An 11,615-nucleotide genomic window follows, 5' to 3' on the forward strand; every position below is an offset into this window, starting at 1 on the left:
GGAATTCCGTAGCTGTCATTCCAGGGTGCGCCTCTTGGCGCGAGCCCCGGAATGACGATGACCGCCTACCCGATCAGATCCGGGTTGATCAGCCGCTCGAACGAGAACATTTCGTCCCATTTCTCCTGGGTCAGCAGCTTGCGCTCGACCACCACGATCTGGTGCAGCGACTTGCCGCTCTTGTAACCCTCGCGCGCGATCTCGGCGCACTGCTTGTAGCCGAGCAGCGGCTTCAGCACGGTGACGATGCCGAGCGAGTTCAGCACCATGTTGCGGGTGTGCTCCTCATTCGCCGTGATGCCGACGACGCAGTTTTCGCGCAAGGAGTTGACCGCGCGCTCCATGGTGCGGATCGAGAAGAACAGCGCGAACGAGATCACCGGCTCCATCACGTTGAGCTGGAGCTGGCCTGCGCTGGCCGCGAGCGTCACCGTGGTGTCGAGCCCGATGACGAGGAAGCTGGTCTGGTTGACGACCTCGGGGATCACAGGGTTGACCTTGCCCGGCATGATCGAGGAGCCCGGCTGCAATTGCGGCAGGTTGATCTCGTTGAAGCCGGCACGCGGCCCGGAGGCGAGCAGGCGGATGTCGTTGCAGATCTTGGTCAGCTTGCTCGCGGTGCGCTTGAGCACGCCGGAAAGCTGCACATAGGCGCCGGTGTCCGAGGTCGCCTCGACCAAATCGCCGGCAAGGATGAAATCGACGCCGGTGAGCGCACTCAAATGGCGAACGGCGAGCTTGGGATAACCGTGTGCCGCCGTGACGGAGGTCCCGATCGCGGTGGCGCCGAGATTGATCTCGCGCAGCAGTGCCCTCGCCTCGGAGATCCGATCGACCTCCTCGCCCATGGTGGTGCCCCATCCCCGGAATTCGGCGCCGAGCGACATCGGCACCGCGTCCTGCAGATGCGTGCGGCCCATCTTCAGGACGCGGTCGAACTCGCGGCCCTTGGTGAAGAAGGCTTCCTGCAGCTGGCGCAGCGCGGTCATGTAGCTCTCGAGCCGCAGGATCAGCGCGAGGCGAAAGGCGGTCGGATAGGTGTCGTTGGTCGACTGGCCGTAATTGACGTGATCGTTGGGGCTGACGTGCTGGTAGTCGCCCTTTTTGAAGCCGAGCGATTCCAGCGCGAGGTTCGCGATTACCTCGTTGGCGTTCATGTTGGTGGAGGTACCGGCGCCGCCCTGGATGAAGTCGGTGACGAACTGGTCCATCATGTCGCCGGCGATGACACGGTCGCAGCCGAGGATGATCGCCTCGGCCACCTTGGCGTCGATCGCGCCGAGGTCGCGGTTGGCCATGGCGGCGGCCTTCTTGACGTAACCGAGCGCCTTCACGAAGAAAGGCTCCTGGTTCATCGGAATGCCGGTGATGTGGAAGTTCTCCTTACCCCGGATGGTCTGGACGCCGTAATAGATGTCGTCGGCGATCTCACGCTGTCCGAGGAAGTCCTGCTCCGTCCGGCTCATGGGCGCTCCTTGTTGCTCGCGCGACGTCCTTCAGTTCTGGCACAGCGCGCTGGTCACAAAAGTATCGGTGCGGCAGTCATCCGGCTTACGTTGCCTGCCCGGAATGAGAACCTTGGCCGAGCATTTTTCCGCGGAGTCGGCGTTCAGGCTCTTGCCTTCCTTGTAGCCCTTGCTCTGGCAAAGCTGGTCGGCGGCCTGTTTGCAATCGGGCGCGCCGTTGGACGATGCCGGGCAGGCTGTACGTCCCGACACCATGGTCGAGGGCTTCGCCAGGCGCGACAAATCGTTCATGGTCTCGCTGGGGCTTTTGATCGGCGGCAGGATCGAGGGCAGCTTGTCGAACAGCTTGCCCATTTCATGGATCAGCCCGGGATTTTCTGCGGGCGGGGGCGTCGAGGGCGGCGGCGCAGCCTGGGGCCCCTGCTCCTGCAGGCCAAGCGACGGCGGCGCCGATTGCGCCCACCCGGTCCCGCAAGCAGCGAACAGGAGCAGCACTGCTGACAGCAGCGTCCCGAGCCGCGCGGCCGGATTGCCGGATCGAACCATCATGATGGCAACCGTAGCCGAAGCCGACCCTGCGGCAAAGCGCTGTGGATCTAGATTAGCTTGATCGCCACCACGAAGCCGAGCACCAGCACGGCAGCACCGACCGCCACCACGAGACCGAGATGCTTCTCGATCTTCACGCGGATCCAGTCGCCATAGCGGTTCAGCAGAATCGCCACGATGAAAAAGCGTCCCCCACGCGCAACGATCGAGCACAGAACGAACAGGAGGATGTTGTAGCCCGCAAAGCCCGAGGTAATCGTCACGAGCTTGTAGGGGATCGGCGTCAGCCCCTTGAGCAGGATGATCACCGCGCCCCATTCCGCATAGGAGGCGCGAAAGGCCTCGACCTTGCCGCCGAGGCCGTAGACCTGAATCAGCCATTGGCCGACGGAGTCGAACAGCAGCGCACCGATTGCGTAGCCGACGATGCCGCCGAGCACCGAGGTGACGGTACAGACCATCGCATAGAGCCAGGCGCGCTGCGGGCGCGCCAGCGACATCGGGATCAGCATCACATCCGGCGGGACCGGAAAGAAGGAGCTCTCGGCGAAAGACACGGCCCCCATGATCCAGAGCGCGTAGGGCTTATGGGCGGCGTCGATGCACCAATCGTAGATACGTTTCAGCATGGCGCCGCGATGAAGCACCATGGGACGGATTTGTCCATGCCGAGATTGAGACGAATTATGACGTTTCTAGTGGCGCTTGCGCGCGGTACGGCCTTCGAGCGCGACAATCGGCCGCCGGGCAGCCCCGCGTGGTGCCGCGACTTTAGGCAGCTTCATCGACGATTTCGGCAGCTTCTCGGCGATGCCGAGCATGTCTTCCCGCCGGGTCATCTCGCGCCAGACGTCCTCGGGGCGCACGCCCGCAGAGGCCCAGAGCACGGTGAGATTGTACAAGAGGTCGGCGCTTTCCCGGATCACGGCATCGGTGTCGCCGTTGACGGCATCGATCACGACCTCAATGGCCTCTTCGGCAAGCTTCTTTGCCATTTTCGAGGGCCCGCGCTGAAACAGCCGGGCTGTCCGCGACGTTGCCGGATCAAGATCTCTGGCCGCGAGCACAGCCAGATATAGCCGCTCAAGCGAATCACTCATGGGACTCGAAACTACTCTAAACAAATGGCGGGCGTGTTAACGTCCGATAACAAAAGCAGAAAACAGGCCGTCGCGGCAAGCGCGACGGCCTGTTCAGGTCAAGCTGGGGAGCCCCGCTCAGTAGCAGGTCGAGATGTTGCCCTGGCCGCCCTGCGCCGACTGGTAGGGGCCGCCGCAACGGTGGAACGGGCGCGGGCCGATATAGGAGTCGCCGCCGTAATAGACCGGACCCTCGTCGTAATAGACCGGGCCGCCGCCATAATAAGCCGGGGCATCGTAGGCGTAGGCGTCACGGGTGGCGGCGATCGCAAGGCCGGTGCCGATGGCACCGGCGATGGCCGCGCCGGCAAAAGCCGCGCCACCTCCGCCATGCCAGTGGCGACCGCCGGCATAGGAAGCTGTCGGGGCAACCGCGGTCAACGCCAGCACCGCGGCAGTGGCAAGAACGGCCTTGCGGCCGGCAAACTTCGAAAATCTGTCAAACATCTCCTGGACCCTCCTTGGGACCTTGCATGGTGCCTGCAGTCAGGCTCATGTCTGTCAAACACCCGCATGCCATGTTGGGTTCCCCAACCCCAACACAAGCTGAACGGGGTTGCGTGATCGTGACGCAACCGCCGCTCATCCGCCGTTCATATTGGCGCGGGGAGACTGGGCGCAGCCGGCGCCGCGAGCGTCACGAAACCACAACAATGTGGAACCGGCGCAATCGATGACAGGATTCAAGACGACCGCCCTCCGTTGCCTGCTGGCTCTCTCGCTCTCGCTTGCATCGCTCGTTGCACGCGATGTCGGTGCGGCCGAGAGCGCTGCGCCGTCCGTTGCGATCCATTTCACCTTCGATCGTCCGTTGGACGCGAGCATGGCGCCGTTCTTCCTTGCGGCGAAAGACGGCAGGTTCAGTGCCGAACGTCTCAACGTGTCCTTCAACAGCGCAACCGGAGCGCCGGAGGCGCTCGCGCGCGTCGCCAAGGGCGACAGCGAGCTTGCGCTCGTCGACATCAACGAGCTGATCCGGCTTCGCGACAAAGAGGACTCAGCGCCGGTCAAGGCGGTGTTCGTGCTGTTCAACCGCGCGCCCTACGCGATCGTCGCGCGCAGGAGCCGCGGCATCGAGGTATTGTCCAATCTCGACGGCAAGACCGTCGGCGTTGCCGACGGCGATCTGTCGATGCAGCTGTGGCCGGCGCTGGTGCAGCAGAACGGCATCAAGGCATCGCGCGTCAAATTCCACAAGATCGGCGCTGCAGTCCGCGAGCCGATCCTGTCCGCGGGACAGGTCGATGCGGTCGCGGGCTTCAACTATCTCTCCGCGGTGAACCTGCGCGACCGCGGCGTACCCGGAGCCGATCTCGTCGTGCTGCGTTTTGCCGACTATGGCTGCGAGGCCTATGGCTTCGCATTGGTGGCCAATCCCGCCTTCGCCGCGGCAAAGCCGGACGCCGTGAAAGGCTTCGTCCGCGCCTTGATCGCCGGCATCAATGCGACCGTCAAGGAGCCGGCGCGTGCGGCGGATGAGGCCGCGAGCCGTATCGACGGCGGCGACCGCGACCTGGAGCTGGAGCGCCTGCGCACCGTCCTCGTCGACAACATCCTGACCGACGAGGTCAAGCGCAACGGCCTCGGCGGCGTCGAGCCTGCGCGCCTTGAGCGCTCGATCGACCAGATCGCGCAGGACTTCAAATTCCGCAAGCGGCCCACGGCAGGCGACATCTTCGACGACAGGTTCCTGCCGCCGGTCGAAAGCCGGCTGATCAACTGAGCAAAACCGCAAGCTTCCGCTGTATATCGCGGACGATCCCTGCTTAGAATGCGGTCTCCGTTGTCTGCTTGAGTCCCCGCCAGCATGTCCATTTTCAGCCTCTACACCCGCGTTCTCGAACTGCTCGGCAAGGAGGCGCGGCTCGGATGGCTGTTGGCATTTGCCAATCTGCTGCTGGCGGGCTCGCAATTCGCCGAGCCCGTGCTGTTTGGCCGGATCGTCGACGTGCTCTCGGGCAAGACGGTAGCAGGCTCCAGCTCGGCCTGGCCGTTCCTGGTGGCTTGGGTCGCGTTCGGGCTGTTCACCATTCTCTGCAGCGCGCTCGTGGCCTTGCAGGCCGACCGGCTCTCGCACCGCCAGCGCCAGGCGGTGCTGACCGATTATTTCGAGCACATCCTCCAATTACCGCTGACCTTCCATTCCGGCACCCATTCGGGCCGGCTGATGAAGGTGATGCTCAACGGCACCGACGCGTTGTGGCGGCTGTGGCTCGGCTTCTTCCGGGAGCATTTTGCCGCGATCCTCTCGGTCGTGGTGCTGCTGCCGCTGTCGCTCTACCTGAACTGGCGCCTCGCGATCCTGCTGTTCGTGCTCTGCGTCGTCTTCACCGCGTTGACGACCTTCGTGGTGCGCAAGACCTTCGGCATGCAGATGGCCGTCGAGGAACAATATAGCGAGCTGTCCGCGCGCGCCTCCGACGCGCTCGGCAACGTCGCCCTGGTGCAGAGCTTCGTCCGGGTCGAGTCCGAGGTGAAGGGGCTGCGCTCCGTCGCCGACGAGTTGCTGGCCGCGCAGATGCCGGTTTTGTCGTGGTGGGCGCTCGTCACCGTGATCACGCGCGCCTCCACCACCATCACTGTGCTCGCGATCTTTGCGCTCGGCATCGCCCTGCACGACCAGGGGCTGACTTCAGTCGGCGAGATCGTGATGTTCGTGAGCTTCGCGACGATGCTGATCCAGAAGCTCGAGCAGGTCGTGGGCTTCATCAACAACGTCTTCATGGAAGCACCGCGCCTGCGCGAGTTCTTCAATGTGCTCGACGCCGTGCCCGCGGTGCGTGATCGCCACGACGCGATCGATGCCGGCAGGCTGTCCGGCCTCGTCGAGTTCAACGACGTCTCCTTTTCCTATGACGGCAAGCGGCCGGCGATCGAGGACCTCACCTTCACCGCGCTGCCCGGCCAGACCATCGCGCTGGTCGGCCCGACCGGCGCCGGCAAGTCCACCGCGATCGCGCTCCTGCATCGCGCCTTCGACCCGCAATCCGGCTTCATCAGGATCGACGGCATGGACGTGCGCGGCGTCACGCTGACCTCGCTGCGCCGGAATATCGGCGTCGTGTTCCAGGAGGCGCTGCTGTTCAACCGCTCGATCGAGGAGAATCTGCGCGTCGGCAAGCCGGACGCGACCGAAGCCGAGATGCGCAAGGCGGCCGAGCGTGCGCAGGCGCTCGATTTCATCGAGCGCAGCGGCGGCTTTTCGACCAATGCCGGCGAGCGCGGCCGCATGCTGTCCGGCGGCGAGCGGCAACGGCTGTCGATCGCCCGCGCGCTGCTGAAGGATCCGCCGATCCTGATCCTGGACGAGGCGACAAGCGCGCTCGACGCCGTCACCGAGACCAAGGTGAATGCCGCTCTCGACGAAGTGATGAAAGGCCGCACCACCTTCGTGATCGCCCACCGGCTCTCCACAATCCGCAATGCCACGCGGATCCTGGTGTTCGAGAACGGGCGGGTGATCGAAAGTGGAACTTTCGATGAACTCGTGGCCAAGGGCGGCCATTTCGCTGAGCTCGCCAGGGCCCAGTTCATGGTTCACGAGACCGCACGGGCCAGCGTGACAGCCGCTGAGGCTGCTGCGACTGCTGCCAAATCCCCCTAGCAAGTCCTCACAGGATCGTCGAAATTCGGCCTATTTCATTGCGGAATACCCCGCTCATGCCCCTGTTCTCGACGCACCAGCCGGTATAGGTTTGCGGCGCCGCAAGCGGCGGCGCTGGATTTCAGAACCGACAATCAGATCACGAGAGCCGCCCGGAGCCGGGCGGGTTTCCAAGGACCGGAATCGGATAGTGCACGCTCTACGCCCGCTGCTTCGCAAATCCCTGTTCAACCTGTTTGCTGCGACGCTCGCATGTGCCGCGCTGATCGCGCCGCGCACGGCGAGCGCCGAAGCGCTGCTGCTGATCGAGGCCGACAGCGGTAAGGTGTTGCAGGCGGAGAATGCGACCATTCCCTGGTATCCGGCCTCCGTCACCAAGATCATGACCGCCTATGTGACGCTGAAGGCGGTCAAGGACCGCAGGCTTACGCTCGACACGCTGCTCACTGTATCGCCGACGGCGGCCTCGCAATCGCCCTCGAAGATGGGGTTCCGCCCGGGAACGCAGCTCACCGTCGACAACGCGCTGAAGATGATGATGGTCAAGTCGGCGAACGACATGGCCGTGGTGCTCGCCGAAGGCGTCGGCGGTTCGATCGACGGTTTTTCCGCGATGATGAACGATACCGCGAAGAAGCTCGGCATGACGCAGACCAGCTACGTCAATCCGAACGGCCTGCCCGCCGACGGCCAGATCACCTCGGCGCGCGACCTCGGCATCCTCGCGCGCTCGTTCCTGCGCGACCTGCCGGAATACGAATACTTCGTGCATATCCCGGCGATCCGCTTCGGCAAGCGCGTTACCGGCAATTTCAACAAGCTGATCGGCCGCTATCCCGGCGCCGATGGTTTCAAGACCGGCTTCATCTGCGCCTCCGGCTACAATCTCGTCGCCTCCGCGACCCGCAACGGCCGCCGGTTGATCGCCGTGGTGCTCGGCTCCAGCTCCGGCACAGCGCGCGCGGTGAAGGCGGCGCAGCTGCTGGAGCGTGGCTTCAGCCAGGACAATCTGACGTGGCTCCGCCCCTCGCTCGGCACCGTCGATAACCTCGTGCCGGTCGACGCCTCGCCGCCGAACCTGCGCGACGAGATGTGCGGCGGCCATCGCAAGCGGCCGGCCAGCGACGACGACGACGCGCTGATTGCCGCCAATGGCGCGACCTCCGGATCGGCCTCCGCCACCGGCGGCGAAGCCCAGGTGACCTTCTTCACCGCCGGCCTGCAGCCGCCCCTGATGAAGGCCTCCGAGCTGATGGCGCAGGCCCCCGCGGCGGTCGAGCCCGTGCTGGTCTATACCGGGCCGACCCGCACCGGCACCGCCCTGATCGCCGCGGTCGCGGCCGATGCCGACCAGCAGACGGCGTCGAAGCCGCGTGGCAAGAAGTCGCGCGTTGCCAGGAAGCCTGATGCGGCCGACAAGCCGAAGGACGCGGGCAAGGACGCTAAGGATACCAGGACGGCGGCCGTGAAGCCCGGTGCCAAGCCGGCTGAGGGCAAGAACAACGACAAGAGCGACGCCAAGAACGATGCCAAGACTGCGGCGAAGCCGGCGGCGCCCAAGCATGCTGCCGCCAAGCACGATGCTGCGGCAAAACCCGCCGAGAAGCCTGCGGCAAGCGGCGATCCGAAGCCTGCCAAGCCCAAGGCCGCGACCAAGCCCGCCGCCAAGCCGGCCAACAACAGTTAACGGCGCCCCCCACCGAAGCGGCCAGCGCTTCGCAGCTGCGGCAGCGTCGCGCACGATGATTCCGGTAGCCTCCCTCCGGCCTTTGCCCTAAGCCTCGACGACTTGCCACCCGTTCCGGCAGGCTCGATACTGGCGGCAATGCGGCAAGCCCGAGACACAACGGGCTCAGGTCAATGAGGGGAGTTTTCCATGGAGCGCATCTGGCTCAAGCAATATCCGCCCGGCGTGCCTTCCGATATCGAGCCGACCCAATACGCATCGCTGGTCGACCTTCTTGAAGAGAGCTTCACCAAGTTCGCCGACCGCAAGGCGTTCATCTGCATGGACAAGTCCATCAGCTATCGCGACCTCGACCAGATGTCGGTCGCGCTCGCCGCCTATTTGCAGGGCCGCGGTCTGCAGCGCGGCGCCCGCATCGCCATCATGATGCCGAACGTGCTGCAATATCCGGTCGCGACCGCTGCCGCGCTGCGCGCCGGTTTCGCGGTGGTCAACGTCAATCCGCTCTACACCCCGCGCGAGCTCGAGCACCAGCTCAAGGATTCCGGCGCGGAAGCCATCATCGTGCTGGAGAATTTCGCCCACACCGTCGAGCAGGTGATCGCCAAGACGCAGGTCAAGCACGTCATCGTTGCGGCCATGGGCGATCTGCTCGGCTTCAAGGGCGTGATCGTCAATCTCGTCGTCCGCCGCGTCAAGAAGATGGTACCGGCCTGGTCGCTGCCGGGCGCAGTCTCCTTCAACGACGCGCTCTCGGCCGGCCGTGGCATGACGTTCAACAAGCCGAAACTCTCGCCGGGCGACGTCGCCTTCCTGCAATACACCGGCGGCACCACCGGTGTCTCCAAGGGCGCCACCCTGCTCCACCGCAACATCGTCGCCAACGTCCTGCAGAACGACGCATGGCTCCAGCCGGCGCTCGCCGCACCGCCGCATGTCGACCAGCTCATGATCGTCTGCGCGCTGCCGCTCTATCACATCTTCGCGCTGACGGCCTGCTACTTGCTCGCGGTGCGCGCCGGCGGCTGCAATCTCCTGATCCCCAATCCGCGCGACATCGCCGGCTTCGTCAAGGAGCTGGCGAAATACCAGGTCAACAGCTTCCCGGCCGTGAACACGCTCTATAACGGCCTGATGCATCATCCCGACTTCAAGAAGCTGGATTTCTCCAAGCTGAAGATCTCCAACGGCGGCGGCATGGCCGTGCAGCGTCCCGTGGCCGAACAGTGGAAGGCCGTGACGGGCTGCTCGATCGCGGAGGGCTACGGCCTGTCGGAGACGTCGCCGACGCTGACTTGCAACACCGCGACCAACTCCGAGTTCAACGGCACCATCGGCATTCCCGTGCCGTCGACCTACATCTCGATCCGCGACGACGATGGCAACGAAGTCCCGCTCGGCCAAGCCGGCGAAATCTGCGCCAAGGGCCCGCAGGTCATGTCGGGCTACTGGAACAGGCCCGAGGAGACCGCCAAGGTGATGACCGCGGACGGCTATTTCCGCACCGGCGACATCGGCATCATGGACGAGAAGGGCTACACCAAGATCGTCGACCGGAAGAAGGACATGATCCTGGTCTCCGGCTTCAACGTCTATCCCAACGAGATCGAGGAAGTGATCGCGAGCCATCCGGGCGTGCTCGAATGCGCCGTGATCGGCATCCCCGATTCCAAGTCGGGCGAGGCGGTGAAGGCTTTCGTGGTGAAGAAGGACCAAAACCTCACCGCCGACGCGCTGATCAAGTTCTGTCACGAGCAGCTCACCGGCTACAAGGTGCCCAAGCACATCGAATTCCGCAGCGACCTGCCCAAGACCAATGTCGGCAAGATCCTGCGACGCGAGCTGCGCGACGAGAAGAAGGCTCAGGCGGCCTAAGCGCGTCGCCGGTTCATGACGGGGGTCGGCGATATCGCGCCATCCGGCATTCTCGCCTTCTGGCGCGAGGCCGGCCGGGAGCGCTGGTACAGGCGCGATGACGCCTTCGACGCTGAGGTCAGGCGCCGCTTTCTCGCGCTCTGGCAGCAGGCGATCGCCGGCGAGCTGGCATCATGGGAAGGCAGCGACGACGGCGCACTCGCGCTGGTCATCGTGCTCGACCAATTCCCCCGCAACATGTTCCGCGGCACGCCCCGGGCCTTTGCCAGCGATGGCCTGGCACGCGACATCGCCCGCCGGGCGATCGATCGCGGTGTCGATGCCAGGGTCGATCCGGTCCTGCTCGAATTCCTGTATCTGCCTTTCATGCATTCCGAGCACCTGCCCGACCAGTTGCATTGCGTGGCGCTGTTTCAGAACACCGAAAACGCCGAAAACCTGAAATACGCCCGGGAGCATGCCGACATCATCCAGCGGTTCGGCCGGTTTCCCCACCGCAACCACCTGCTCGGCCGCGACAGCACCGAGGAAGAGCTGGCCTTCCTCGACAAGGGCGGCTTCGCCGGCTGATGACATCACGACGAAGGAGCCCCATCCTCACCGCTTCGACCGCCGGCAATATTGTGCAGGCCCGCCGCACGGTCTAATAAGCGGGGATCGATATCCAGGGAGACGACAATGGCGATCCAGACTGGCGACAAGCTGCCCGAGGCGAAATTCCGCGTGATGACGGCGGAAGGTCCGCAGGTGAAGACCACCGACGATATCTTCAAGGGCAAGAAGGTGGCGCTGTTCGCGGTGCCCGGCGCCTACACCGGCACCTGCCACAAGATGCATCTGCCGAGCATCTTCCTCAACGCCTACGCCCTGAAGGACAAGGGCGTCGACAGCATCGCCATCGTCTCCGTCAACGACGCCTTCGTCATGAACGCCTGGAAGCGTGACACTGACCAGCGCGACGAGGCCATCTTCCTCGCCGACGGCAACGCCGATTTCACCAAGGCGATCGGCATGGAGCTCGACGCCTCCGCCAACGGCCTCGGCATTCGCTCCAAGCGCTATTCGATGCTGGTCGAGGACGGCGTGGTCAAGAAGCTGAACCTCGAAGCGATGCCCGGCAAGGTCGAAGTCTCCGGCGGCGATACGCTGCTCGGGCAGCTCTGAGCTACGACAAAAGTGCCGTAGGGTGGGCAAAGGCGCGCTAGCGCCGTGCCCACCAACTTACTCTCTTGAGAAGACGGTGGGCACGCTTCGCTTTGCCCACCCTACGAAACCTGAGAGCGGAGCGCCGGCAG

The 11,615-nt window shown here is 64.5% G+C and carries 11 protein-coding genes; 6 read left to right on the forward strand and 5 right to left on the reverse strand.

The genetic code is table 11. The annotated features are described in order from the left end of the window. Nucleotides 1-65: 65 nt before the first annotated feature. The 5 genes from CIT40_RS30430 to CIT40_RS30450 form a co-directional block, all read right to left on the reverse strand. A complete protein-coding gene (locus CIT40_RS30430; RefSeq protein WP_094892980.1) occupies nt 66-1,466 on the reverse strand; it encodes an aspartate ammonia-lyase in 1,401 nt (466 codons plus the stop codon). A 30-nt stretch (nt 1,467-1,496) separates the two neighbouring features. Continuing rightward, the gene (locus CIT40_RS30435; RefSeq protein WP_094892981.1) at nt 1,497-2,015 is read right to left on the reverse strand and encodes a hypothetical protein; all 519 of its coding nucleotides are present in this window, start codon (nt 2,013-2,015) and stop codon (nt 1,497-1,499) included. A 47-nt stretch (nt 2,016-2,062) separates the two neighbouring features. Then, on the reverse strand, nt 2,063-2,665 hold the full coding sequence (locus CIT40_RS30440) for a YqaA family protein (RefSeq protein WP_162307746.1): 603 nt from the start codon (nt 2,663-2,665) through the stop codon (nt 2,063-2,065). Nucleotides 2,666-2,710: 45 nt separating this feature from the next. Continuing rightward, on the reverse strand, nt 2,711-3,115 hold the full coding sequence (hisE, locus tag CIT40_RS30445) for a phosphoribosyl-ATP diphosphatase (RefSeq protein WP_094892982.1): 405 nt from the start codon (nt 3,113-3,115) through the stop codon (nt 2,711-2,713). 117 nt (nt 3,116-3,232) lie between these two features. Beyond that, nucleotides 3,233-3,601 (reverse strand): hypothetical protein, encoded by a 369-nt coding sequence (locus CIT40_RS30450; RefSeq protein ID WP_094892983.1) that lies wholly within the window; start codon nt 3,599-3,601, stop codon nt 3,233-3,235. Between the two features lie 226 nt (nt 3,602-3,827). Here CIT40_RS30450 and CIT40_RS30455 point away from each other — a divergent pair, with 226 nt between their 5' ends. The 6 genes from CIT40_RS30455 (at nt 3,828) to CIT40_RS30480 (ending at nt 11,484) form a co-directional block, all read left to right on the forward strand. Further along, on the forward strand, nt 3,828-4,877 hold the full coding sequence (locus CIT40_RS30455; protein ID WP_094892984.1) for an ABC transporter substrate-binding protein: 1,050 nt from the start codon (nt 3,828-3,830) through the stop codon (nt 4,875-4,877). A gap of 84 nt (nt 4,878-4,961) precedes the next feature. Then, nucleotides 4,962-6,758: a glucan ABC transporter ATP-binding protein/ permease gene (locus tag CIT40_RS30460; RefSeq protein WP_094892985.1), complete on the forward strand. Its 1,797-nt coding sequence runs from the start codon at nt 4,962-4,964 to the stop codon at nt 6,756-6,758. A gap of 190 nt (nt 6,759-6,948) precedes the next feature. Beyond that, entirely contained in the window at nt 6,949-8,445 is a 1,497-nt protein-coding gene (locus tag CIT40_RS30465; protein ID WP_094892986.1) for a D-alanyl-D-alanine carboxypeptidase family protein, read from the forward strand. A 189-nt stretch (nt 8,446-8,634) separates the two neighbouring features. Further along, nucleotides 8,635-10,320, forward strand: coding sequence for a long-chain fatty acid--CoA ligase (locus tag CIT40_RS30470; protein WP_094892987.1), 1,686 nt, complete (start codon nt 8,635-8,637; stop codon nt 10,318-10,320). Nucleotides 10,321-10,335: 15 nt separating this feature from the next. Then, nucleotides 10,336-10,890: a DUF924 family protein gene (locus CIT40_RS30475; protein ID WP_094892988.1), complete on the forward strand. Its 555-nt coding sequence runs from the start codon at nt 10,336-10,338 to the stop codon at nt 10,888-10,890. Nucleotides 10,891-10,998: 108 nt separating this feature from the next. After that, a complete protein-coding gene (locus CIT40_RS30480; protein ID WP_018321314.1) occupies nt 10,999-11,484 on the forward strand; it encodes a peroxiredoxin in 486 nt (161 codons plus the stop codon). Nucleotides 11,485-11,615 lie beyond the last annotated feature (131 nt).

The sequence above is a fragment of the Bradyrhizobium amphicarpaeae genome (genome assembly GCF_002266435.3).
Classification (GTDB): domain Bacteria; phylum Pseudomonadota; class Alphaproteobacteria; order Rhizobiales; family Xanthobacteraceae; genus Bradyrhizobium; species Bradyrhizobium amphicarpaeae.